Genomic DNA, 22,926 nt, shown 5'->3' on the forward strand with positions numbered 1-22,926 from the left:
CGGGGAGCGGACTACAGCACGAAGGCCGGGTTCCCGTTGTCGCTCACCATCGGGCGCCCGGCACCGTCCCAGGCCTGCATGCCGCCGTCGATGTTCACGGCGTCGATCCCCTGGCGCACCAGGTACTGGGTGACCTGCGCGGAGCGCCCGCCGACCCGGCACATCACGTGCACCCGACCGTCGTCCTCGATGGCCTCGGTCAGCTCGCCGAAGCGCGCGACGAAGTCGCTCATCGGGATGTGCAGCGCGCCCTCGACATGCCCGGCCGCCCATTCGTCGTCCTCACGGACGTCCAGGACAAAGCCTTCGGAGGGCACCGCGGCGGCGTCCACCGAGGGAAGCGGTCCGAAGTTCATAGCTGTCGCCTTCTCTCGTCACGAATCCGGCTGCCAACCTATCCGACCGCCCACCGACGCCCCAGCCACCCGACGCGGCCCCGCGCGCGCGGCGGCTCCCGGCGACACCGCCCGCCGCGCTAGCCGGCCAGTTCGGCGAGCTCCGACTCACGCTCGGACACCCGCTCCAGCAGCTGTTCCGCGATCTCCTCCAGCAGCCGGTCCGGATCCTCCGGTGCCATCCGCAGCATCGAACCGATCGCGCTGTCCTCCAGCTCGCGCGCCACCGCCGCCAGCAGTTCCTTGCGCGCCGCCAGCCACTCCAGCCGCGCGTACAGCTCCTCGCTCTCGCTCGGCCGGGCGGCCTCCGGCACGGGGCCCGCCGCCCACTCCTCGGCCAGCTCGCGCAGCGCCTGTTCATCGCCCCGTCCGTAGGCCGCGTTGACCCGCACGATGAAGGCGTCGCGTCGCTCGCGCTCGGTCTCGTCCTGCGCGAGGTCGGGGTGTGCCTTGCGGACCAGCTCGCGGTAGAGCTTGCGCACCTCTTCCGACGGCCGCACCCGCTCCGGCGGTCGCACGGACCGCTCGGTGAGCATGGCGGACGCGTCGTCGGACATCCCGTCCGAGTCGAGCCAGTCGTTGAACAGCTCGTCGACACCGGGCATCGGCATCACCAGGGCGCGTGCCTCGTGTGCCCGCCGCAGATCCTCGGGGTCGCCGCTGCGCGCCGCCCTGGCCTCCGCGATCAACGCGTCCAGCTCGTCGAGACGCGAGTACATCGGTCCGAGTTTCTGGTGGTGCAGGCGGGAGAAGTTCTCGACCTCCACCCGGAAGGTCTCCACCGCGATCTCGAACTCGATGAGCGCCTGCTCGGCCGCCCGTACGGCCCGGTCCAGCCGAGCCTCGGGCCGCTCCTCACCGGCCCCACCGGCCCCACCTGCGTCGACACCTGCGTCGACACCTGCGTCGGTGGACGCGACGGGCTCTTCGGGATCTGTCTGGTCGCTCTGCTCGGTCTGCTCGCTCACCCGGCCACCCTAAGGCCGGTCCGGCCGGTCCGGTCGGGCCCATGTTTCACGTGAAACACTCAGACCCCGGCCTCGGCCGCGATCCGCCCGTTGCGCACGGCCGCCACCAGGACCTCGTGATCGGCCTCGCTGCGGTCCGCGTAGGCCACCGCGAAGTCGGCCATCGCCTCGTCCAGCTCCTCGTTCTTGCCGCAGTACCCGGCCAGCAGTCGGGGGTCGACGCTGTGCGCGTGCGCCCGGGCCAGCAGCGCCCCGGTCATCCGGCCGTAGTCGTCGATCTGGTCCACGGCCAGCGCCGCCGGGTCCACACTGCCCTTGCGGTTGCGGAACTGGCGCACCTGGAACGGCCGCCCCTCCACCGTGGTCCACCCCAACAGGATGTCCGAGACCACCTGCATCCGCTTCTGCCCGGCCACCACCCGCCGCCCGTCGTGCTCCTCCGGCGCCGCGTGGAAGCCCAGCGCGGGCAGGTGGGGAAGCAGTACCGAGGGCCGCGCCTCCTTCACCTGGAGGACCAGCGGCTCTCCCCGGTGGTCCAGCAGCAGCACCACGTACGAGCGCGTTCCCACGCTTCCGGTCCCGACCACGCGGAAGGCCACGTCGTGGATCGCGTATCGGGCCAGCAGCGGCAGCCGGTCCCCCTGGAGGGTGTGCAGGTACGGGCCGAGCGAGGCGGCCACGGCCGCGGCCTCGGCGTCGCCGACCCGGCGCAGCACCGGCAGCGCGTCCACGAAGCGGCGCCGTCCGTCGGTCCCGACCTCCGTCGACCGGGCGGCGAACCGGGCCGAGGTGTTGTTCCGGGCCTTCTCCGAGACCCGCTCCAACGTGCCGAGCAGATCACGGGCGTCGGCGTGCGAGACCAGTTCCTCGTCGGCGATGGCGTTCCAGGCATCCAACGCGGGCAGCTTGGCCAACAGCCGCAGGGTCCGGCGGTACGCGCCCACCGCGTCCAGGGCGGCGGCCCGGCAGGTGTCCTCGTCGGCCCCGGCCACCCGCCCCGCCAGCACCAGCGAGGTCGCGAGCCGCTTGACGTCCCACTCCCACGGACCGAACTCGGTCTCGTCGAAGTCGTTCAGGTCGATGACCAGTCGCCCGCGCGCGTCCCCGTAGAGGCCGAAGTTCGCCGCGTGCGCGTCACCGCAGATCTGGGCGCCGACGCCGGTCACCGGGCCGCCGGACAGGTCGTGCGCCATGAGACCGGCCGACCCGCGCAGGAACGCGAAGGGGTTGGCGGCCATCCGGCCCACCCGTATCGGCGTCAGCTCGGCGACCCGGCCCACATTGGACTCCTCGACGGCCCGCACGGCGTCGGGCCGGTCGGTCGGGGGCTCGAACCGCGCGTGCGCCGCGCGCGGCACCCGCAGCCTCAGCGCCTTGCCGGCCTCTTTGGGGGAGCCGCCCTCGACACGGGGAGCGAACCCCTCCACCACCGGGATCCGCCCGCCGTCCGCCACGTCAGCCGCTCTCTCGCGCTGCCCCGGTACCGTCGCCATGCCTGCCGCCCCCACCCGTCACGTCGTACTCGGCCCACATCATCGATCGATGCGGGCCCCGACCGTATCTACAGGCCCGCGTCCCTGGCCAGCAGGGCCGCCTGCACCCGGTTCTCGCACTTCAGCTTCGCCAGGATCCGGCTGACGTAGGTCTTCACCGTGGCCTCGCTCATGTGCAGCCGGCGCCCGGCCTCCGCGTTGGACAGTCCCTCGCCGAGCAAGGCCAGCACCCCGCGTTCCCGCTCGCTCAGCCCGGCCACGCGACGGCGGGCCTCCTCGCCCCGCCCGGTGGACTGCCCGGAGGCCAGCTGATCCACCACGTGCCGGGTCGCCGCGGGCGAGAGATAGGCGTCGCCGGCCGCCGCGGCCCGCACCGCGCCGATCAGTTCACCCGGCGCCGAGTCCTTCAGCAGGAACCCGGCACCGCCCTCGCCCAGCGCGCGCAGGACGTTCTCCCGCTCGCCGAAGGTGGTGAGGATCAGGGCCCGCACCTCGGGCACGGCGCGGCCCAGTTCGCCCAGTGCTGTCAGCCCGTCCATCACCGGCATCTGGATGTCGAGCAGCATGACGTCGGGGTGGTGCGCCCGGGCCAGTTCCACCGCCTCCCGACCGTTGGCCGCCTCCGCCACGACCTCGATGTCCGACGCCGAGGTCAGGATCATCCTTATGCCCGCCCGGATCAGCGGCTCGTCGTCGGCGATCACGACGCGGATCACTCTGGGTGTCACCCGTGCTCCTACTGCTTGACCTCGTACGTCTGTTTGTCGACGAGCTTCCCGTCCTTGAAGCAGAACCGGTAAACCGTATCGGTGTTCAGCCGCGTCTCCTCCGAGGAGAGCAGCGCCACGCAGTCCGTGCCGGCGGGCTCCGCCGGCCCCTTCCCCGTCAGACCCGACGTGAGGATGCTGTCCCCGTCGGGAAGGCGCTTGCGGACCGCGTCCTCCGCCTCGCCCACGTGCGTCGCGTCGAACTCGGACTCGCTGATCATGGCGTTGTTCGCGGAACCCACCAGCAGGGCCACGCCCGCCCCGATCACGATGACGAGCAGGATCACCGCGGCGACCGCGATGCCGCAGCCCAACGCGACGCCACCGGTGCGGCTGCGGACCGCCAACTCCCGGTCGACGGCCGCCCAGTCCATCGGCGGTGCGCCCTTGAGCCCCATGGCCTGCGTCTGCTGTCCGAAGTCGTCGGCCACGTCCTCGACCGTCCCGGCCGGTTCCGCGCCGTACGGAAGAACACCCGCCACCCGGAACCCGCCGCCCTCGGCGGCCCCCGTGTGGACCATGCCGCCGACCAGCCGGGCCCGCTCGCGCAGCCCCGTCAGCCCCTGCCCGCCGGACACCACCTCGCCGGCTCCCGGTCCCTCCGCGGGACCGTTGGCGATCTCCACCACCAGGGAGTCGTCCTCGTACCGCAGTTCCACGGTGATCCGCGCCCCCGGCGCGTGCTTGTAGGCGTTGGTGAGCGCCTCCTGCGCGATCCGGTACGCCGCGTGATCGCAGGCCGCCACCAGCGGCCGCTGCTGTCCCGAGACGGTCAGCCGGACGTCGGTACCCGCGATGCGCGCCGCCTCCACGATCCCGGCGATCCCGGCCACCCCCCGGGCGGCGGGCTGCGACGCCTCCTCGACGGGGACGGGTGCCTCGACCCCATCGCGCAGGATCCCGACCACCTCTCGGAGTTCGTGCATCGCGGCCACCGAGGCGTGCCGCAGCACTCCGACCGCCTCGCGCTGCCGGTCGGTGAGTTTGGGGTCCACCTCAAGGGCGCCGGTGTGCACCGAGATCAGCGCCAGTTGGTGGCCCAGGCTGTCGTGCATGTCCTGCGCGATGCGCTGCCGTTCCCGCAGTCGGGCCTGTCCGGCGACCATGGCCCGCTCGCGCATCAGTTGTCCGTTGCGTTCCTGGAGGGCGCGCAGCAACGTACGGCGCTGGGACCAGTACCGGCTGGCGAGACCCGGCATGACGGTGACGGCCAGGAACATCAGCGTGGAGAACACGATCGTCAGCAGGAGCCGCGTATGCGACCACTCGGCCACCACGCTGAAGCCGACCTCGGCGACGAAGGCGGCGGTGAAGGCCCCCAGGGCCCGACCGACGTCCTCGACCCGGCGCCCCGCCGACCAGCCCAGCAGGGCAGTGATCAGGAACGTTCCGGGCAGGAACGGCGACACCGCCGCCCCCACGATCAGCGTGGTCGCGGGCAGTCGCCGGCGCAGCAGCGTCAGCGCCACCACGACCAGGGCGCCGGCCCACATCCGCAGCGGGGTGCCGTCGTCGAGTTCCTCGATCCCCAGGCCGAGCAGGGCGATCACACCGGCCAGCGCCAGGTCCCCCGCCACCATCCGACGGGACCAGGGCTCCGGCCCCCTCAGCCAGTCCCACCCCGCACGCATCCCCGCCGTCGCTTCCACGTGCCCGACCCTAGACATCCGCACGCGTCGCCCGCCGCCCTCTTTCGTCGCACCCCACCCGACGAAAGTCTGACGACGGCGAGAAGGCCCCGGAGAGAGCGCCGCCACACATCGACTTCCGGACACGACGAAAGAACCCCCACTCCGGATTTCTCCGGAGTGGGGGTTCTCTCAATTCGACCCTAGTGGTTCGAGAACCACTCGAAGTGGGCGAGGGGGGATTTGAACCCCCACGTCCCGAAGGACACTGGCACCTGAAGCCAGCGCGTCTGCCGTTCCGCCACTCGCCCGAGCGGCTACCAGTGGATCTTCCCTTTCGGGCCGTTCCCCTGGCGACGTCGAAAGATTAGCACGCCAGACGGGGTGGAATCACATCCCTTTTCCCGCTCCCCCCACCTCACTCTCGACAGCCCCTCCCGCACTCCCGTCCCGGTGCGGGACACTGTCCCTTGAGCGCCCCTACGATCGCTTGTGAGGACCAACACTCCTCGGCGCGAGGCCGAAGGGGAACCAGCCGAATCCGCCACGCGTGGATACGATCAGTAAGCAGTACAGGGCGACAACGACGGAGGAGGTGCCCCATGGGAGTCATGAAGCGGTTCGAGCAGCGACTCGAAGGTCTGGTGAACGGCACCTTCGCCAAGGTGTTCAAGTCCGAGGTACAGCCGGTGGAGATCGCCGGCGCCCTCCAGCGGGAGTGCGACAACAACGCCACCATCTGGAACCGTGAGCGGACCGTCGTGCCCAACGACTTCATCGTGGAACTCAGCGCCGGCGACTACGACCGCCTGAGTCCCTACTCCGGTCAGCTCGGCGACGAGCTCGCGGGCCTCGTCCGCGACTACGCCAAGCAGCAGCGGTACAGCTTCATGGGACCGATCAAGGTCCACCTGGAGAAGGCCGACGACCTCGACACGGGCCTCTACCGCGTCCGAAGCCGTACGCTCGCCTCCAGCACCTCCCAGTCCGGCGGCGGCCCCCAGGGGCAGGCCCCGGCTCCCGACAGCCCGCAGGGCGGATACGGGTACCCCCCGGTCGCCGCCCCGCCCATGCCCAGCGCCCCGCCCCCCGGCGGACCCGGCGCCCGCAGGACCGCCCCCGGCGGTCCCGGCGGAGCGGCCCCCATGACTTCCGGCGGCGGCACCATGCGCCGCTGGATCGAGATCAACGGCACCCGCCATCAGATCTCGCGCGGCACGCTCGTACTCGGCCGAAGCACCGAGGCCGATGTGCGGATCGACGACCCCGGCGTTTCCCGCCGGCACTGTGAGATCCGGACCGGAACGCCCCCGACGATCCAGGATCTGGGGTCCACCAACGGCATCGTGGTGGACGGGCAGCACACCACCCGCGCTACGCTCCGCGACGGCTCGCGGATCGTCGTGGGCAGCACGACCATCATTTATCGGCAAGCCGAAGGGTGAAGCGGGGGCAATGTCAGAGCTGACCCTGACGGTCATGCGGTTGGGTTTCCTGGCCGTTTTGTGGCTGTTCGTCATCGTGGCCGTCCAGGTCATTCGCAGCGACCTCTTCGGAACGCGAGTCACGCAACGCGGCTCGCGCCGGGGCGGCGCCAACAGCGCTCCGCAACAGGCGGGGCGGCAGTCCGCGCCACCACAGCAGCGCCAGCGGCGCGGTGCGCCGACCAAGCTGGTCGTCTCGGAGGGCACCCTCACGGGCACCACCGTGGCCCTCGCCGGGCAGACGATCACGCTGGGCCGCGCCCACGACTCCACGATCGTGCTGGACGACGACTACGCGTCGAGCCGTCATGCCAGGATCTACCCGGATCGTGACGGCCAGTGGATCGTCGAGGATCTCGGGTCCACCAACGGCACGTATCTCGACCGGACCCGGCTGACCACCCCGACGCCCATCCCGCCGGGCGCCCCGATCCGCATCGGCAAGACCGTCATCGAGCTGCGGAAGTAGTACGAGAATGAGCGAGCGGAGCGAGCGAGCCGCGGCGGTCCGTCCCACCGGGGACTGCGACCGGAGCGCGCTCCCGACCGGAGGGTGGGCAGTGTGGCTCGAGACCGGTTGTACCCGGAGGCATCGTCGACAGGGCAGGTGCGCATGAGTCTGTCCCTACGGTTCGCCGCCGGATCGCACAAGGGCATGATCCGCGAGGGGAACGAGGACTCCGGCTACGCCGGTCCACGTCTCCTCGCCATCGCCGACGGCATGGGCGGCCAGGCAGCCGGTGAGGTCGCGAGCTCCGAGGTGATCTCCACGCTCGTGCAGCTCGACGACGACGTCCCGGGCTCCGACATCCTCACCGCGCTCAGCGTGGCCGTGCAGCGCGCCAACGACCAGTTGCGCGTCATGGTCGAGGAGGACCCCCAGCTCGAAGGCATGGGCACCACGCTCACCGCCCTGCTGTGGACCGGTCAGCGGCTCGGCCTCGTGCACGTCGGCGATTCCCGCGCCTACCTGCTCCGCGACGGCGTCCTCACCCAGATCACCCAGGACCACACCTGGGTGCAACGGCTCGTCGACGAGGGCCGGATCACCGAAGAGGAAGCCACCACCCACCCGCAGCGCTCGCTGCTGATGCGTGCGCTCGGCAGCGGCGACATCGTCGAACCCGATCTGTCGATCCGCGAGGTCCGCGCCGGCGACCGCTACCTCATCTGCTCCGACGGGCTCTCCGGCGTGGTCTCCCACCAGACCCTGGAGGAGACCCTCGCCGACTACCACGGTCCCCACGAGACCGTGCAGGCGCTGATCCAACTCGCCCTGCGCGGCGGCGGACCCGACAACATCACCTGCATCGTCGCCGACGTCCTCGACACCGACAGCGGCGACACCCTGGCCGCCCAGATCAACGACAGCCCGGTCGTCGTGGGCGCGGTCGCCGAGAACCAGCACCAGCTGTTCGACGGCAACGCCATGCAGACCCCGGCCGGCCGCGCCTCCGGGCTCGGCCGCCAGGCCTCCCCGCCCGCGGGCTCCTTCGGCCCTCCCGGCAGCGGTGAGGCCACCGGTTACGGCTACCCCGACCAGAACCAGGACCAGGGCCAGGGCGGCGGCGCGTACGGCTTCGGCGAACCCGACGCCTACGACGCCGAAGAGGACACGTACGACCACCCGCGCAGACGTCGCGGCAAAGGTCGCAAGTGGACCGTGCGCACGCTGCTCCTGCTGCTCGTGGCCGGGCTCGTCGGCGGCGGCGTGTACGCCGGTCACCGGTGGACGCAGACCCAGTTCTACGTGGGCGTCAAGGACGAGCACGTCGCGCTGTACCGCGGCATCAGCCAGAACCTCGCGTGGATCCACCTGTCGAAGGTCGAGGCGGATCACCCCGACATCGAACTCAAGTACCTGCCGCCCTTCAAGCGCAAGCAGGTCGAGGCCACCATCAGCGAGGACAGCCTCGACGGAGCGCGTCAGAAGATCGACGAGCTCAGCGCGCAGGTGTCCGCCTGCAAGAAGGACGAAGCCCGCCGCGCCGCCGAGGCGAAGCCCAGCACGACACCCGGCCCCAGCCTGACTGCCGCCGAGCAGCAACTGGCCGGCCAGTGCGAAAAGCAGTAGAGATACGCGGGCGCAGGGGGCCTGCCACACCATGAGCGTTGTCACCAACACGACCACCATCGGCGCCATCGAGGCGCCGAGCCGGCGGAACACCGAGCTCCTGCTGCTCGGCTTCGCCGTGGTCATCCCGATCTTCGCCTACGCCAACGTGGGCCTGGCCATGAACGGCTCCCTGCCCCCGGGCATGGTGGCCTACGGCCTCGGCCTCGGCGTCCTGGCCGGTCTCGCGCATGTCGCCGTGCGTCGCTACGCGAAGTACGCCGACCCGCTGCTGCTGCCGCTCGCCACCCTGCTCAACGGCCTCGGGCTGGTGCTGATCTACCGGCTCGACCAGTCCGAGCGGCTCCAGAACCTCGCGAAGCGGAGCTTCGGCGCGTTCTCCGAGTCGGCGCCGCGGCAGATGATGTACACGGCGATGGCCCTGGCCATGTTCGTGGGCGTGCTGCTGGTCCTCAAGGACCACCGCGTGCTCCAGCGGTTCACGTACATCTCGATGGCGGCCGCGCTGGTCCTGCTGATCCTGCCCGTCGTCCCGGGTCTCGGCGCCGACGTCTTCGGCGCGAAGATCTGGATCAGCGTCGGCGGTTTCTCGATCCAGCCGGGCGAGTTCGCGAAGATCGTCATCGCGATCTTCTTCGCCGGGTACCTGATGGTCAAGCGTGACGCCCTGGCCCTGGCAAGCCGCCGATTCATGGGTCTCTACCTGCCGCGCGGTCGCGACCTCGGCCCGATCCTGATGATCTGGGCGATGAGCCTGCTCGTCCTCATCTTCGAGAACGACCTCGGCACCTCGCTGCTGTTCTTCGGCATGTTCGTGATCATGCTGTACGTCGCCACCGAGCGCACGAGCTGGATCGTCATCGGTCTGCTCATGTCCGTCGGCGGCGCGGTCGTCGTCGGCACCACCGCGAGCCACGTCAAGGCCCGCGTGGACGCCTGGCTCGACCCCTTCGCCTGCTACGCCAAGTCCGGTGCCTGCGAGCAGGTCGGCCAGTCGATCATGAGCTTCGGTTCCGGTGGCGTGCTCGGCACCGGCTGGGGACAGGGCAACTCGGACCTGATCGGCTTCGCCGCCAACTCCGACTTCATCTTCTCCACGGTCGGCGAGGAACTCGGCCTGGCCGGCGTGATGGCCTTCCTCCTGATCTACGGCCTGATCATCGAGCGCGGTGCCCGCACCGCCCTCGCCGCCCGGGACCCCTTCGGCAAGCTGTTCGCCATCGGTCTCTCCGGCGCCTTCGCCATCCAGATCTTCGTCGTCGCCGGCGGAGTCATGGGCCTCATCCCCCTCACCGGCATGACGATGCCCTTCCTCGCGTCGGGCGGCTCCTCCGTCCTCGCGAACTGGGTGCTCATCGCCATCCTCATCCGGATCAGCGACACCGCACGGCGCCCCGCTCCGGCCCCCGCTCCGTCCCCCGACTCCGAGATGACCCAGGTGGTTCGTCCGTCATGAACAAGCCCCTGCGTCGCATCTCGCTGTTCTGCGGGCTCCTCGTCCTCGCGCTGCTCGTGCGGACCAACTGGTTGCAGTACGTCCAGGCCGAGGACCTCAGCACGCGCAAGGAGAACCGCCGGGTCCAGATCGCCCAGTACGCCACGGAACGCGGCAACATCATCGTCCAGGGCAACCCGATCACCGGCTCCTCCGTGACCGACGGCAGCGACTTCAAGTACAAGCGCACCTACCTCGACGGCCCCCTGTGGGCGCCCGTCACCGGGTACGCCTCGCAGGCGTTCGGCTCCACGCAGTTGGAGAGCCTCGACGACGGCATCCTCACCGGCAACGACGACCGGCTGTTCTTCGACCGCACCATCGGCATGTTCACCGGCGAGAAGAAGGCCGGCGGCAACGTCGTCACGACCCTGAACGCCGCCGCGCAGAAGGCCGCCTTCAAGCAGCTGGGCAACAAGAAGGGTGCCGTCGCGGCGCTCGACCCGCGCACGGGCGCCATCCTGGCCCTGGTCAGCACCCCCTCGTACGACCCGTCCAGCTTCGCGGGCTTCTCGAAGAACGACGAGAAGGCCTGGGTCCAGCTGAAGGACAGCGAGGACAAGAACCTGGTCAACCGCGCCCTGCGCGAGACCTACCCGCCGGGCTCCACCTTCAAGGTGGTCACGGCCGCGGCCGCCCTGGAGAACGGCGTGGTGAGCGACATCAACGCCGCCACGGACACCCCCGAGCCGTACATGCTGCCCGGTACCCGGACCCCGATGGTCAACCACGCGAGCGGCTGCGAGAAGGCGACGCTGAACTTCGCGCTCCAGGTCTCCTGCAACTCCGTGTTCGCGAACATGGGCGACAAGGTCGGCCGCGACAAGATGGTCGAGACCGCCCAGAAGTTCGGCTTCAACAGCACCGTCGACACCCCGGTCCGCGCCTTCGCCAGCGTCTACGACAAGACGATGGGCAAGGACGGCAACGCGCAGAGCTCCATCGGCCAGTTCAACACCGCCGCCACCCCGCTCCAGATGGCCATGGTCACCGCCGCCATCGCGAACGACGGCAAGCTGATGAAGCCGTACATGGTCGACCAGCTGACCGCTCCCAATCTCGACACCGTCGAGAAGCACGAGCCGCAGGAGATGAGCCGCCCGCTCTCCCCGGCGAACGCGCAGAAGGTCCAGCAGATGATGGTCAACGTCGTCGAGAAGGGCACGGGCACCCCGGCCAAGATCAAGGGCTACGTGGTCGGCGGCAAGACCGGCACCGCCCAGCACGGCGAGAAGAACGCCAAGCGCCCCTACGCCTGGTTCATCTCGTACGCCGAGAACCCCGACGGCACCTCGCCCGTCGCCGTCGCCGTCGTGATCGAGGACAGCGCCGCCGAACGCGAGGACATCAGCGGCGGCGGGCTGGCCGCTCCCGTCGCGAAGGCCGTCATGGAAGCCGTACTGAAGAGCAAGGGATGAGCGTCCGCCGGCACGGCGGGGAGGGTGATCCGGACCACTGATCCGGTCCGGATCGGAGCGTACGGTACCGGTCGGGTATCAGCCTGTGGTCACGAACCGATCACCCACGATCGGCCGGTAGCCTTTGCGCGAACAGCACACCGCCGGACCACACACCGGTGCGGTCGGGACTGACGGAGAGGGCTGCAAGTTATGGAAGAGCCGCGTCGCCTCGGCGGCCGGTACGAGCTGAGCCACGTGCTCGGCCGCGGTGGCATGGCCGAGGTCTACCTCGGCCACGACACCCGGCTCGGCCGTACCGTCGCCGTGAAGACCCTGCGCGCCGACCTCGCGCGCGACCCGTCCTTCCAGGCCCGGTTCCGCCGCGAGGCCCAGTCCGCCGCGTCGCTCAACCACCCGGCGATCGTCGCCGTCTACGACACCGGCGAGGACTACGTCGACAACATCTCCATCCCGTACATCGTGATGGAGTACGTCGACGGATCCACCCTGCGCGAGCTGCTGCACTCCGGACGCAAGCTGCTGCCCGAGCGCACGCTCGAAATGTGCATCGGCATCCTCCAGGCCCTGGAGTACTCCCACCGCGCCGGCATCGTGCACCGCGACATCAAGCCCGCGAACGTGATGCTGACCCGCACCGGCCAGGTCAAGGTCATGGACTTCGGCATCGCCCGCGCCATGGGCGACTCCGGCATGACCATGACGCAGACCGCCGCCGTCATCGGCACCGCCCAGTACCTCTCCCCGGAGCAGGCCAAGGGCGAGCAGGTCGACGCCCGCTCCGACCTCTACTCGGCCGGCTGCCTGCTGTACGAACTGCTCTGCGTCCGGCCCCCGTTCGTCGGTGACTCCCCCGTGGCCGTCGCCTACCAGCACGTCCGGGAAGAGCCGCAGCCCCCGTCGAACTTCGACCCCGAGATCACGCCCGTGATGGACGCCATCGTCCTCAAGGCACTGGTCAAGGACCCCGACTACCGCTACCAGTCCGCCGACGAGATGCGGGCGGACATCGAGGCCTGCCTCGACGGCCAGCCCGTCACCGCGACCGCCTCCATGGGCGCGGCCGGCTACGGCTACCCCGACCAGGGCGGCTACGGCCACCAGGGGGGTACGACCAGCCCACCACGGCCCTGCGCCCGGCGGACTCCGGCCAGACCTCGATGATGCCGCCGGCGGGTTCGGGCGACGGCGGCTACGGATACGGCGACCAGGGCGGCTACGACCAGGGCCACGGTCGCCGGCCGCAGAAGAAGAGCCGCGCCTCGACGGTCCTGCTGGTCCTGGCGGGCGTCCTCGTCCTGGTCGGCGCCATCCTCATCGGCAGAACCATCTTCGACGGGAACACCGACAACCAGGCCAGCGTGCCCAGGTTCGTCGGCGACACCCTGGCCGCGGCGCAGGACCGGGGCAAGAACATCGGCCTCCAGGTGGTCCAGGGCGGCGAGATGGAGTGCGACAACCAGCCGAAGGGCAAGATCTGCGAGCAGAGTCCGGCCGCCGACACCAAGGTGGACAAGGGCACCAGCGTCACGGTCAAGGTCTCCTCGGGCGCACCCAAGGTGGCCGTCATCGACGTGCGCAGCCTGGAGTTCGACAAGGCCGAGGCGGACCTGAAGGCCAAGGGCTTCGAGGTCCAGAAGAAGACCGTGGAGTCGGACCGTCCCGCGGGCATCGTCCTCGATCAGGACCCGAAGTCCGGCACCGAGGCCGAGAAGGGTTCCACGGTCACCCTGACGGTGGCCAAGGAGGTCTCGAAGGGCACGGTCCCGGACCTCACGGGCAAGAACCAGGCGCAGGCCGCGAAGGCACTCCAGGACGCCAAGCTGAAGCTGGGCAGCGTCACGGAGGAGAACGCCCCCGCCGGCACGCCGGCGAAGACGGTCTTCAAGCAGCAGTACAAGCCGGGCGAGGCCCTGGACAAGGACACCACGGTCAACATCACCATCGCCAAGGAGCAGGTGGCCCCGGTCGCCGTTCCGGCGCTGACCGGCCAGACCGTGGGCCAGGCGAAGCAGACCCTCCAGGGGGTCGGCCTGTCCTTCGGCGCGGTCCTCAGCGGGCCTTCGGAGGACGACGCGGTGGTGTTCGACTCCAACCCCGGCACCGGCAGCCAGGTCCCGGCGGGCACCGTCATCAACGTCCGCACCTTCCCCAAGGGCGGCGGGGACAACGGCGGCAACAACGGGGGCAACGGCAATAACAACGGCGGCAACGGGGGCTTCATCGGCGGTCTCGGCCGCTGACCCCACCCCGCCCCGCCGGCGCGGCACTCGAAGGGCCCGGCCCCCTCCCATCGGGAGGGGGCCGGGCCCCTTTCGTCACTTGCGCCCCAGCGGCGCCCACAGGGCCCTTCCAGGGCCGTCCGGGGGCACCCCGGGGTGGGGGCCGCTGACGTCCCGGGCGGAAACGTCAGCGCAGTTCCGCCGGCGGGGTGCGGTCGCCGTCCACCTTCTCGGTCCGCTGCAACTCGCCCCAGACGATGTACCGGTACTTCGAGGTGTACACCGGTGTGCAGGTGGTGAGCGTGATGTAGCGGCCGGCGACGGTCCGGCCCGACTCCTTCGGGATCGGGCTGAGCACGTCCACGTTGTACTTCGAGGTCTGGCGCAGCTCCGCGAAGACCTTGTACACGTACCAGGTGTCGCGCGTCTCGAAGACGATCGCGTCGCCGTTCCGCAGCTTGTCGATGTTGTGGAACTTGGCGCCGTGCCCGTCCCGGTGCGCCGCCAGCGAGAAGTTGCCCTTGGTGTCCCACGGCAGCGCGGACTTGACCGGCTCCGTGTAGTAGCCGGCGACCCCGTCGTTCAGGACGTCCGGGGCGATGCCCGGCTTGACCAGCACCTCGCCGTTCTTCATCGCGGGCACGTGCAGGAAGCCGATGCCGCCCTGGGTGTCGAGTGCTCCCGGCGCGGCGGGCTTCTGGTCGGAGGGAGCGGGCGAGCGCTGCCACTGCTCGCGGACTGCGTCGCCCTTGGCCGACGCGTGCCGGTCGGCGAGCACGTTCGTCCACCACAGCGAGTAGGCCACGAACAGGCCCAGGACCAGTCCGAGCGTGATCAGGAGTTCGCCCAGCAGGCTCAGGAAACCGGCGAGCACACCGCGGTTGCGGGTCGGCGGTGCGGAACGGCGACGGCGGGCACGAGACACTGCGGATTCGTCCTCTACGACGTACGAGCGGTCGGGCGGCTCTTCACGGGCCCTCGCGGGCCCCGCCGGCTCTCCGGGGGCTCTTGGATACGGGCTCTCAGGGCTCTCACGGGCTCTTCAGCGCGGGCGGAGCGCCCTGGCTGCGGGGGCGTTCCTCGACCATCCTGCCCCATACGATCATCCGGTAGGTGCTGGTGAACTCGGGGGTGCAGGTCGTCAGTGTGAGGTACCGGCCCGGGGCCGTGAAGCCGGAACCCTCCGGCACCGGCCTGATCACCGACACGTTCGCGGGCGAGGTCTGCGCCAACGCCGAGGTCATCTCGTACGTGTAGTACGCGTCCCGCGTCTCCACCACGATCGGGTCGCCGGGCACCAGCTTGTTGATGTAGCGGAACGGCTCCCCGTGGGTGTTCCGGTGTCCGGCCACCGCGAAGTTGCCCTGCTTGTCCGCCGGCATCGCCGTCTTCAGGGAGCCTTCGGAGTAGTGCCCGACCAGCCCCTTGTCCAGCACCTTGGGCTTGCTGATGCCCTCGGCCACCGGCACCTTCACGTCCAGCTTCGGGATGTACATGATCGCGAAGCCCTGTCCCGGCTCGAAGGCCTCGACCTGCGGCGCGGCGGCGGCACCCGGATTGCGCTCCCAGTTCTGACGCAGCGATCCGGCGGCTCCGTCCACCGCCCGTTCCGCCAGCAGGTTCGTGTACCAGAGCTGGTAGGTGACGAACAGCAGCATCACGAGGCCCGTCGTGATGAACAGTTCCCCGAGCGTCCGGGTCAGCACCACCAGCGGACCGCCCGAGCGCGGGCGCCGACGCCGACGCCCGCCCCGCCTGCGCCCCCGCGCGTGGGAGCGCTTCGCGGCCTCCTGCGCCGCCCTGCGCCGCGCGGCCCGTCCCTCCGTGGGCACGGACGGCGCGACCGCCGTCACGCGACGGCCTTGCCCACCACCGGGGCCAGCCCCACCGAACGCCCGACGGCCCCGGTGTCACCGCAGCGCACGAGCCAGTTGGCGAGCATGCGGTGGCCCCACTCGGTCAGCACCGACTCGGGGTGGAACTGCACGCCCTCGACGTCGTGCTCCCGGTGCCGCAGCCCCATGATGATGCCGTCCTCGGTGCGCGCGGTGACCTCCAGCACGTCCGGCAGGGTCAGCGGCTCGGCGGCGAGCGAGTGGTAGCGGGTCGCGGTGAACGGCGACGGCAGTCCTTCGAAGACCCCGAGCCCCTCGTGCGTCACGGGCGAGGTCTTGCCGTGCAGCAGCTCGGGCGCCCGGCCCACGACCCCTCCGTAGGCGACGGCCATCGACTGCATGCCGAGGCACACGCCGAAGACCGGCACACCGGTCCGCGCGCAGTGCCGCACCATGTCCACGCAGACGCCGGCCTCCTCGGGAGTGCCGGGCCCGGGCGACAGGAGCACGCCGTCGAAGCCGTCCTGCGCGTGCGCGAGCTCGACCTCGTCGTTGCGCAGGACCTCGCATTCGGCGCCGAGCTGGTAGAGGTACTGGACCAGATTGAAGACAAAGCTGTCGTAGTTGTCGACAACCAGAATGCGCGCGCTCACGGAGTGGCTCCCGATCCCTCGTCCACCGTCACATCGTTGAACGGAAGGAGCGGCTCGGCCCACGGGAAGACGTACTGGAAGAGCACGAAGACCACCGCGAGGACCAGTACGAGAGAGATCAGCGCGCGGACCCACGCGTTGCCGGGCAGGTGCCGCCAGATCCAGCCGTACATTCCGTCCGCGTCCCTTTCGTCCCACGCACCGCGGGGGCGGTACCGCAACAGACTAAAGGCAGCGGCCCGACGACAGGGGTCAGCTCGACAAACCCTCGGGTTCGCCCTCGGCGGCTCCCCGGGTGCCCGTGAGTTCGGCCCAGACGATCAGCCGGTGGCTGTGTCCCCATTCCGGATCGCAGGTGGTCAGGGTCAGGTAGCGCCCGGGGTCGGTGAAGGGGGAGCGCGCGGGCACCGCGTCGACCACCCCGGTCTCGTCGGGCAGGGTGCGCAGCGGCGCGGCCCGGACCGTGTACGTGTACCAGGTCGTCGCGTCCTTGAGGATCACGCTGTCCCCGGGCCGCAGCTCGGGGATGTCCTTGAAGGGGTCCCCGTACGTCCGCCGGTGCCCGGCGACCGCGAAGTTCCCGGTCTCGCCGAGCCGGCCGCTGCCCGGGTAGTGGCCGAGGCCCTTCTTGAGCAGCTCGGTGCCGGTGCCCTCCAGCACGGGCTTGTTCCAGTCCCGGCCGAAGCGGGGCACGTACATCTCGGCGAAGGCCCGGCCCTCGGGGATCCGCGCGGGTTCCGGCCGTGTCGAGGGACCCGTCGAGGGGCTCGGGGCGGTGTTCGTCGGCACCGGAGCGGGGGCGGGTGCGGGGGCGGCCCAGCGGTCGCGCATCCGGGACATCTCCCCGTCCATGGCCCGGTCGGCCTTGACCCCGGTCCACAGGAGCACGTACGCGACGAACAACACGATCACCGTGCCGACGGTCAGACACACCTCGCTGAACGTCCGTACCAGCAGCCGCAGTACGACGTCAGGGCGTGGCGGACTCCACGGGCTTCGCATAGTGGAGGTCCACTGTGCCGGAGTAGGCGGGGAGTGTCAGCTCCTTGTGCTCCTCCACTTTCCAGCCGAGCCCGTAGGCGTTCACGTACAGCTGGTAGTTCTGCAGGGCGGGCGAGGCGGCCAGGGCCTTGCGCAACGCGCGCGGATCGCCGACGGCCGACACCTTGTAGGGGGGCGAGTAGACGCGGCCCTGGAGGATCAGCGTGTTGCCGACGCAGCGCACGGCGCTGGTGGCGATCAACCGCTGGTCCATGACCTCGATGCCCTGGGCGCCGCCGAGCCACAGCGCGTTCACCACGGCCTGGAGGTCCTGCTGGTGGATGACGAGGTCGTTGGGCTGGGGTTCGGGAACGTTGGGGATGCGGGCCGTGGCGTTCGGCGGAGCGTCGTTGAGCGTGACCGTCAGACCCTTGCCGGACAGCTCCTCGGTGCCCGAGGCTGTGCGCAGGGCGGCCAGCTTGGCGTCCTCGGCCCTGGTGCTCCCGTCGTCGCGCTCGGCGAGGGCGTCCACCTGGTCGCGCACGGTCGCGGTGGTCCGCTCCAGCTCGGCGTTGTCCTGGCTGCGCTCGTGGATCAGGTCGGACAGCTTCAGGAGTGAGCCGTCCGTGCGAATGTTCGTACCCTTGGACGTGTTGAAACTGGTGACGAAGATGAGGCCGGCCAGGGCGAAAACGGCAGCGGTCAACAACCGGACGGGCCTGGCCCGGCCACGGGGACCCGCGGAGGAGTCGTCGGAATTGCTCAACGTAGCCTTCTCCTTCAACGCCACAGGTCCACTACGCTAACGGACGCCCGGGGCAGGCAAGGTCCCCAGCGCATCGACAGGAGAGCCCCTCGTGCCGAAGTCACGTATCCGCAAGAAGGACGACTACACCCCGCCGCCCACGCGGCAGGCGCAGACGATCAGGCTGACGAACCGCAGCTGGGTGGCCCCGGTCATGCTGGCCTTCTTCCTGATCGGTCTGGCCTGGATCGTCGTCTTCTACGTGACCGATACCCAGCTGCCGATCGAGTCGCTGGGCAATTGGAACATCGTGGTCGGATTCGGCTTCATCGCGGCCGGGTTCGGCGTCTCCACGCAGTGGAAGTAGCCTTCCCCCCGCGGTGTGGGTAGTCCCGCGCGCGTAGCGCAGCGGGACCGCCCCGGGAAGCTCTCCCCATGAGTTATCCACAGCGTCATCCACACCTGAGGAAAAGACAGAAGATCTGTGGATAACTCTGTGGAGAGTTGACGCCGGTGTGATCAGGTGAGTGCGGTCAGTTCGGCCGTACGGACCATGATCAAGCCCATGACCAGGAGAAACACCGCCGCGCAGGTACCCCACTGGATCAACGCCCGCTTTCTGCCCGCGGCGGGCAGGAGCATCCCCAGTGCCACCAGCGCACCGGTGACCAGGCCGCCGATGTGGGCCTGCCAGGACACCTCGACGTCCCCGATCCGCACGAAGGTCAACAACAGCATCAGACCGACCATGATCAGGACCGGGCGCATCTCGTAGCGCAGCCGGCGCGCCAGCACGACGGTGGCGCCGAGCAGCCCGAAGATCGCGCCCGACGCACCGAGGGTCTGGGTGGACGCCGGGGTCAGCAGGTAGACGAGGGCGCTGCCGCCCAGGCCCGACAGCAGGTAGAGGGTCAGGTAGCGGGCCCGGCCGAGGGCCGCCTCCAGGGGGCCTCCGATCACCCACAGGGCGAGCATGTTGCCGATGATGTGCCACCACTGGGTGTGCAGGAACACCGAGGTCAGCAAGCGGTGGTACTCGCCGCCGGCGACGCCGTGGAGCGGTCCGCCCCAGTAGTCGACGTAACCGCCCACCAGCTCCAGGGGCAGGATGATCCCCGGCGCCGCCAGGGTCGCGAAGAACAGGGCGACGTTGACGCCGATGAGGATCTTGGTGACGAGGTGCGGGTCGGCGGCGACCACACCGCCCGCGATGGTGCGCGGGGCGTTCGCGGTGGGACGGTGGCCCGTGCCGGAGCCCTCCCGGACGCATTCGGGGCATTGGAAGCCCACCGATGCGCTGATCATGCACTCGGGACAGATCGGACGCTCGCAGCGGGTGCAGCGGATGCCCGTGTCCCGGTCCGGGTGGCGGTAACAGCCCGGCAGACGGTCGGTGTCCATCGGTCCCCTCGATCGGTGGCGAGGCGGATGGCGCCACCCCGCCGGTCCGGTAGGTGTCCACGTACGTATCCAGGACGGACGGGCGGGGCGAAAAGGTTCCCGGGCGTCTCCCCGGTCGGGGTCAGCGCTTCTCGATCACGACCGACTGGATGATCACGTCGTCCAGCGGGCGCTCGGTGCGCGGGTTGGTCGGCAGTCCGGCGATGGCGTCCACGACCTTCTGGCCGGCCTTGCCGGTGACCTCGCCGAAGATGGTGTGCTTGCGGGTCAGCCAGGCGGTCGGCGCGACGGTGATGAAGAACTGCGAGCCGTTGGTGCCCGGCCCGGCGTTGGCCATGGCGACCAGGTACGGCTTGGTGAAGGCCAGGTCGGGGTGGAACTCGTCCCCGAACTGGTAGCCCGGACCACCGGTGCCGTTGCCGAGCGGATCGCCGCCCTGGATCATGAAACCGCTGATGATCCGGTGGAAGACCGTACCGTCGTACAGCGGGTCCGTGGTCTTCTGCCCGTCCGTGGGTCGCGTCCACTCGCGGGCGCCGGTGGCGAGCTCCACGAAGTTCCGCACGGTCTTGGGGGCGAAGTTGGCCAGCAGCTCGATCTCGATGTCGCCGTGGTTCGTCTTCAGGGTGGCGTAGAGCTTCTCGGCCACGGATCTGCCTTCCATAGTCATCACTGTCGGTACAGATACTCCCACGGGGTGCTTCCACGCACAGAAATCCTCCACTCGGATGCCCTGTCACGCATGCCGGTCGACGGTAAGGCAGGCATGATCCGACAAAGGGTGGAAAGGTGAACTGTGTCCGCCACCGAGGAGGAGGAACCCGTGACCCGCAAGGACAGCGTGCACGCGGCAGCCGAGAGCGCCAGGGAGAGCATGCGGCACGCAGCGGAAGTGGTGGCGCCGTACGCAGGAACCGCCAAGGACGCCGCTGTGCACTATGCGCAAGAGGCGAACGAGCTGCTGGCGCCCAAGATTTCGTACGCGGCCGGCGAGGCTGCCCGGCACGCGCGTACGACGTACGACTCCCATCTGCACCCCCACATCAAGGCGGCGCGCTCCCACGTGCCGCCGAACGTGGACCGGGCCGCGACGAAGGCGGTGAAGCAGACCCGGCGCGCCGCGCGACAGGCAGCGGAGTACACCCAGCCGCGACTCGAGAGCGCGTTCGCCGCGGCGCAGCCGGTGGCCGAGGAGGCCGCCTCCCGGTCCACCGCCGCCTTCGCCGCCCTGCGCGGCCAGGTGTCGGCCGAGGAAGTGCGCAAGCTGGTGCGGCGCCAGAAGCGCCGGGCCCGCACGGGCCGGGTGTTCAAGGGCGTTCTGCTGGTCGGCGTCGTGGCCGGCGGGGCGTACGCGGCCTGGAAGTGGTGGGACCGTCAGTCGAACCCGGACTGGCTCGTCGAACCGCCGGCGGCCACCGAACTGTCCGCCCGCGACTCCGCTCCGGCGAGCTTTGACGACGAGCTGGCGGCGAAGGAGCAGGAGGCCCGCTCGGCCGGCGACGACCAGCAGTAAGGGGAGTCGCCCGGCAGTCGGGAAGACACGGCGAGGGGCCCGGATCGATCTCGATCCGGGCCCCTCGCCGTGTCCGTCGCCCCGCGGTCAGTTGGGGAGGGTGAGGACCATCCCCGGGTGGATCAGGTCGGGGTTGGATCCGACGACTCCCCGGTTCATGGCGTACAGCTCTCGCCAACGGGCCTCGTTGCCGAGCTCGCGGCGGGCAATCGCCGACAACGAGTCGCCGGACTTGACGGTGTACGTCCGCTTCTTCGCGACGGGCGCCGGCTTCGGCACGGGCGCCGCCGGAACCGCCTTGTGCGCGGCGGACGCAGGGGTGGGCGTGTGGTGCGCCACCGGCCCGACCGCAGGGGGCCTGGGCGGAGCCGGCGCGGGCTTCGGCGGAGCCGGCACTGGCCTCGGCGGAGCCGGCGCGGGCTTCGGGGGAGCGGCGGCGGCCATCCGGTCGGCGGACGCCTTGGTGGCCGCGGCGGCGTCGGTGTACTTCCCGCCGAGGTCGTTGGGCACGTCCGGGGTGGCGGGCTTCGCCGCCGCCTGCTGTTCCACCTGCTCCTTCGCCGTCTCGGCGGCGTCGTGCGCCTTCTTCTTGTCGGACTTCAGGAAGTCGAAGATTCCCATGGTGTGTACGCCTCCGGCGTGGTGTCGCCCCCTGGCACAGTGCCTCCCTCCACTCTCGGCCACCCGGCGCCGACCGGCCGGGTGACTGAGCCGACCGGGGGACACCGCGGGCCGGGACGCCCCGGGATTTCCCGGTCCCACCGACGCGCGCGGCACGAGACCGCCGGCCGGCCGAACGGACGGTCGCCGTCCCCGTCCAAGTCACCGGGGCAGGTGAGGGGAGCGCGCGGCGGGCCTGTCCGAATCCAACCGACAGATCGGCATGACCCGCCAAGTCGCCGTCCCGTCCCCCCTCACCGCCTCCCCCGCCGAGTCATCGACCGCTGCCGGCCACACCCCCCGCGAGGGAACGCACACCGCCGCAGGAACGCAAAAGGGCCTCCCTGACCAGCGTTTCCGCTGGTCAGGGAGGCCCTTCACATGTGGAGCCTAGGAGATTCGAACTCCTGACATCTGCCTTGCAAAGGCAGCGCTCTACCAACTGAGCTAAGGCCCCGAAAAGTGGACACGGCTGCCCCCGGAGAAAGAGCGGTCGTTCCGCAGAACAGAGTACCGGGTGTACCCCCTCATCCCGCAAAATGATAGGGACTCCCGCCCCGCGACCACTCTCCGTAAGATGCTCGCGAGGTTCGCACCAGCGAAGGGGAGTAGTAAGAGTGGACGCTGTACAGCAAGAGGCCACGGCCAGAGCCAGAGAGCTTCAGCGCAGTTGGTACGGGGAGCCGTTGGGGGCGCTCTTCCGCCGGCTCATAGATGACCTCGGCTTGAACCAGGCTCGCCTCGCTGCCGTCCTCGGGCTTTCGGCACCGATGTTGTCCCAGCTGATGAGCGGCCAGCGCGCCAAGATCGGCAACCCGGCCGTGGTCCAGCGGGTCCAGGCCCTGCAGGATCTCGCCGGTCAGGTGGCCGACGGAAGCGTCAGCGCGGGGGAGGCCACCGACAGGATGGACGAGATCAAGAAGACCCAGGGGGGATCCGTCCTCAGCAACAGCGGGCAGACGGCAGCCGGTTCGGGCGCGCCCACCGTCAAGCGGGTCGTCCGCGAGATCCAGTCGCTGCTGCGCTCGGTCTCGGCGGCCGGGGACATCATCGACGCGGCGGAGACCCTCGCCCCCAGCCATCCGGAACTGGCAGAGTTCCTCCGGGTGTACGGAGCGGGTCGCACCGCCGACGCCGTGGCGCACTACGAGTCGCACCAGAACTGAGTCACGGCGGACGACGACGGGCAACGGG

At 70.2% G+C, this 22,926-nt stretch carries 21 protein-coding genes, 2 tRNA genes and 2 pseudogenes; 9 read left to right on the forward strand and 16 right to left on the reverse strand.

Going from position 1 to position 22,926, the window contains the following annotated elements; all coding sequences use genetic code 11:
* Window positions 1–11 precede the first annotated feature (11 nt).
* The 6 genes from ACQEVM_RS01280 to ACQEVM_RS01305 all read right to left on the reverse strand — a co-directional run bounded on the left by ACQEVM_RS01280 (window position 12) and on the right by ACQEVM_RS01305 (window position 5,562).
* Window positions 12–356 carry a rhodanese-like domain-containing protein gene (locus tag ACQEVM_RS01280; RefSeq protein WP_433073696.1) on the reverse strand — a complete coding sequence of 115 codons (345 nt, stop codon included), beginning with the start codon at window positions 354–356 and terminating at the stop codon, window positions 12–14.
* A gap of 119 nt (window positions 357–475) precedes the next feature.
* Window positions 476–1,363 carry a J domain-containing protein gene (locus ACQEVM_RS01285; RefSeq protein WP_433073699.1) on the reverse strand — a complete coding sequence of 296 codons (888 nt, stop codon included), beginning with the start codon at window positions 1,361–1,363 and terminating at the stop codon, window positions 476–478.
* Between the two features lie 59 nt (window positions 1,364–1,422).
* Window positions 1,423–2,856 (reverse strand): DUF2252 domain-containing protein, encoded by a 1,434-nt coding sequence (locus tag ACQEVM_RS01290; RefSeq protein WP_433073702.1) that lies wholly within the window; start codon window positions 2,854–2,856, stop codon window positions 1,423–1,425.
* 68 nt (window positions 2,857–2,924) lie between these two features.
* Window positions 2,925–3,584 (reverse strand): response regulator transcription factor, encoded by a 660-nt coding sequence (locus ACQEVM_RS01295; RefSeq protein WP_351749760.1) that lies wholly within the window; start codon window positions 3,582–3,584, stop codon window positions 2,925–2,927.
* Between the two features lie 8 nt (window positions 3,585–3,592).
* Complete coding sequence (locus ACQEVM_RS01300) at window positions 3,593–5,254, reverse strand: sensor histidine kinase (protein ID WP_433079746.1); 1,662 nt, start codon at window positions 5,252–5,254, stop codon at window positions 3,593–3,595.
* A gap of 225 nt (window positions 5,255–5,479) precedes the next feature.
* Window positions 5,480–5,562: transfer RNA gene (locus ACQEVM_RS01305), tRNA-Leu, on the reverse strand.
* Window positions 5,563–5,853: 291 nt separating this feature from the next.
* Between ACQEVM_RS01305 and ACQEVM_RS01310 the strand changes: the two genes are divergently transcribed.
* The 6 genes and pseudogenes from ACQEVM_RS01310 to pknB all read left to right on the forward strand — a co-directional run bounded on the left by ACQEVM_RS01310 (window position 5,854) and on the right by pknB (window position 13,965).
* Complete coding sequence (locus tag ACQEVM_RS01310; RefSeq protein ID WP_433073707.1) at window positions 5,854–6,696, forward strand: FhaA domain-containing protein; 843 nt, start codon at window positions 5,854–5,856, stop codon at window positions 6,694–6,696.
* A gap of 10 nt (window positions 6,697–6,706) precedes the next feature.
* The gene (locus ACQEVM_RS01315) at window positions 6,707–7,204 is read left to right on the forward strand and encodes an FHA domain-containing protein FhaB/FipA (protein WP_053675567.1); all 498 of its coding nucleotides are present in this window, start codon (window positions 6,707–6,709) and stop codon (window positions 7,202–7,204) included.
* A gap of 144 nt (window positions 7,205–7,348) precedes the next feature.
* Complete coding sequence (locus ACQEVM_RS01320) at window positions 7,349–8,809, forward strand: PP2C family protein-serine/threonine phosphatase (protein WP_433073711.1); 1,461 nt, start codon at window positions 7,349–7,351, stop codon at window positions 8,807–8,809.
* A gap of 31 nt (window positions 8,810–8,840) precedes the next feature.
* Window positions 8,841–10,265, forward strand: coding sequence for an FtsW/RodA/SpoVE family cell cycle protein (locus ACQEVM_RS01325; RefSeq protein WP_433073714.1), 1,425 nt, complete (start codon window positions 8,841–8,843; stop codon window positions 10,263–10,265).
* Entirely contained in the window at window positions 10,262–11,722 is a 1,461-nt protein-coding gene (locus ACQEVM_RS01330) for a peptidoglycan D,D-transpeptidase FtsI family protein (protein ID WP_433073717.1), read from the forward strand. The genes ACQEVM_RS01325 and ACQEVM_RS01330 overlap by 4 nt, the downstream gene beginning before the upstream one ends.
* 192 nt (window positions 11,723–11,914) lie before the next feature.
* Window positions 11,915–13,965, forward strand: a pseudogene (gene pknB / locus ACQEVM_RS01335) (Stk1 family PASTA domain-containing Ser/Thr kinase).
* A gap of 166 nt (window positions 13,966–14,131) precedes the next feature.
* Here the strand turns inward: pknB and ACQEVM_RS01340 are convergent.
* The 6 genes and pseudogenes from ACQEVM_RS01340 to ACQEVM_RS01365 form a co-directional block, all read right to left on the reverse strand.
* Entirely contained in the window at window positions 14,132–14,869 is a 738-nt protein-coding gene (locus tag ACQEVM_RS01340) for a class E sortase (RefSeq protein ID WP_433073720.1), read from the reverse strand.
* 106 nt (window positions 14,870–14,975) lie between these two features.
* Window positions 14,976–15,641 (reverse strand): annotated as a pseudogene (locus ACQEVM_RS01345) (class E sortase); the annotation flags it as partial.
* A 152-nt stretch (window positions 15,642–15,793) separates the two neighbouring features.
* Entirely contained in the window at window positions 15,794–16,432 is a 639-nt protein-coding gene (locus tag ACQEVM_RS01350) for an aminodeoxychorismate/anthranilate synthase component II (protein WP_433073723.1), read from the reverse strand.
* On the reverse strand, window positions 16,429–16,605 hold the full coding sequence (locus tag ACQEVM_RS01355) for a hypothetical protein (RefSeq protein ID WP_030011120.1): 177 nt from the start codon (window positions 16,603–16,605) through the stop codon (window positions 16,429–16,431). Before ACQEVM_RS01355 ends, ACQEVM_RS01350 begins: the two co-directional genes overlap by 4 nt.
* Before the next feature lie 79 nt (window positions 16,606–16,684).
* The gene (locus ACQEVM_RS01360; RefSeq protein WP_433073725.1) at window positions 16,685–17,434 is read right to left on the reverse strand and encodes a class E sortase; all 750 of its coding nucleotides are present in this window, start codon (window positions 17,432–17,434) and stop codon (window positions 16,685–16,687) included.
* Window positions 17,403–18,179, reverse strand: coding sequence for a DUF881 domain-containing protein (locus tag ACQEVM_RS01365; RefSeq protein ID WP_053675549.1), 777 nt, complete (start codon window positions 18,177–18,179; stop codon window positions 17,403–17,405). The genes ACQEVM_RS01360 and ACQEVM_RS01365 overlap by 32 nt, the downstream gene beginning before the upstream one ends.
* Before the next feature lie 91 nt (window positions 18,180–18,270).
* Here ACQEVM_RS01365 and crgA point away from each other — a divergent pair, with 91 nt between their 5' ends.
* Window positions 18,271–18,525 (forward strand): cell division protein CrgA, encoded by a 255-nt coding sequence (crgA, locus tag ACQEVM_RS01370; RefSeq protein WP_053675547.1) that lies wholly within the window; start codon window positions 18,271–18,273, stop codon window positions 18,523–18,525.
* Window positions 18,526–18,677: 152 nt separating this feature from the next.
* Here the strand turns inward: crgA and ACQEVM_RS01375 are convergent, their stop codons facing one another.
* Both ACQEVM_RS01375 and ACQEVM_RS01380 read right to left on the reverse strand, forming a co-directional pair.
* Window positions 18,678–19,559 carry a rhomboid family intramembrane serine protease gene (locus ACQEVM_RS01375; protein WP_433073730.1) on the reverse strand — a complete coding sequence of 294 codons (882 nt, stop codon included), beginning with the start codon at window positions 19,557–19,559 and terminating at the stop codon, window positions 18,678–18,680.
* A gap of 121 nt (window positions 19,560–19,680) precedes the next feature.
* The gene (locus ACQEVM_RS01380; RefSeq protein ID WP_433079748.1) at window positions 19,681–20,208 is read right to left on the reverse strand and encodes a peptidylprolyl isomerase; all 528 of its coding nucleotides are present in this window, start codon (window positions 20,206–20,208) and stop codon (window positions 19,681–19,683) included.
* 174 nt (window positions 20,209–20,382) lie between these two features.
* Here ACQEVM_RS01380 and ACQEVM_RS01385 point away from each other — a divergent pair, with 174 nt between their 5' ends.
* Entirely contained in the window at window positions 20,383–21,072 is a 690-nt protein-coding gene (locus ACQEVM_RS01385) for a DUF5324 family protein (protein WP_433079750.1), read from the forward strand.
* Between the two features lie 87 nt (window positions 21,073–21,159).
* Here the strand turns inward: ACQEVM_RS01385 and ACQEVM_RS01390 are convergent, their stop codons facing one another.
* Both ACQEVM_RS01390 and ACQEVM_RS01395 read right to left on the reverse strand, forming a co-directional pair.
* Window positions 21,160–21,693 (reverse strand): LysM peptidoglycan-binding domain-containing protein, encoded by a 534-nt coding sequence (locus ACQEVM_RS01390; RefSeq protein WP_433073732.1) that lies wholly within the window; start codon window positions 21,691–21,693, stop codon window positions 21,160–21,162.
* A gap of 423 nt (window positions 21,694–22,116) precedes the next feature.
* Window positions 22,117–22,189: transfer RNA gene (locus ACQEVM_RS01395), tRNA-Ala, on the reverse strand.
* Window positions 22,190–22,349: 160 nt separating this feature from the next.
* Here ACQEVM_RS01395 and ACQEVM_RS01400 point away from each other — a divergent pair.
* Window positions 22,350–22,898 (forward strand): helix-turn-helix domain-containing protein, encoded by a 549-nt coding sequence (locus ACQEVM_RS01400; protein WP_053675533.1) that lies wholly within the window; start codon window positions 22,350–22,352, stop codon window positions 22,896–22,898.
* The last annotated feature ends 28 nt before the right edge of the window (window positions 22,899–22,926 follow it).

This window comes from Streptomyces sp. CA-243310 (assembly GCF_050936775.1).
Taxonomy (GTDB): domain Bacteria; phylum Actinomycetota; class Actinomycetes; order Streptomycetales; family Streptomycetaceae; genus Streptomyces.

Excerpts from the sequence above, each read along its gene's own strand:
- ACQEVM_RS01310 (WP_433073707.1), top strand. The coding sequence starts at position 5,854 with ATGGGAGTCATGAAGCGGTTCGAGCAGCGACTCGAAGGTCTGGTGAAC.
- ACQEVM_RS01300 (WP_433079746.1), bottom strand. The coding sequence starts at position 5,254 with ATGCGTGCGGGGTGGGACTGGCTGAGGGGGCCGGAGCCCTGGTCCCGT.
- ACQEVM_RS01325 (WP_433073714.1), top strand. The coding sequence starts at position 8,841 with ATGAGCGTTGTCACCAACACGACCACCATCGGCGCCATCGAGGCGCCG.
- ACQEVM_RS01355 (WP_030011120.1), bottom strand. The coding sequence starts at position 16,605 with ATGTACGGCTGGATCTGGCGGCACCTGCCCGGCAACGCGTGGGTCCGC.
- ACQEVM_RS01315 (WP_053675567.1), top strand. The coding sequence starts at position 6,707 with ATGTCAGAGCTGACCCTGACGGTCATGCGGTTGGGTTTCCTGGCCGTT.
- ACQEVM_RS01320 (WP_433073711.1), top strand. The coding sequence starts at position 7,349 with ATGAGTCTGTCCCTACGGTTCGCCGCCGGATCGCACAAGGGCATGATC.
- ACQEVM_RS01375 (WP_433073730.1), bottom strand. The coding sequence starts at position 19,559 with ATGGACACCGACCGTCTGCCGGGCTGTTACCGCCACCCGGACCGGGAC.
- ACQEVM_RS01290 (WP_433073702.1), bottom strand. The coding sequence starts at position 2,856 with ATGGCGACGGTACCGGGGCAGCGCGAGAGAGCGGCTGACGTGGCGGAC.
- ACQEVM_RS01390 (WP_433073732.1), bottom strand. The coding sequence starts at position 21,693 with ATGGGAATCTTCGACTTCCTGAAGTCCGACAAGAAGAAGGCGCACGAC.
- ACQEVM_RS01360 (WP_433073725.1), bottom strand. The coding sequence starts at position 17,434 with ATGCGAAGCCCGTGGAGTCCGCCACGCCCTGACGTCGTACTGCGGCTG.
- ACQEVM_RS01330 (WP_433073717.1), top strand. The coding sequence starts at position 10,262 with ATGAACAAGCCCCTGCGTCGCATCTCGCTGTTCTGCGGGCTCCTCGTC.
- ACQEVM_RS01280 (WP_433073696.1), bottom strand. The coding sequence starts at position 356 with ATGAACTTCGGACCGCTTCCCTCGGTGGACGCCGCCGCGGTGCCCTCC.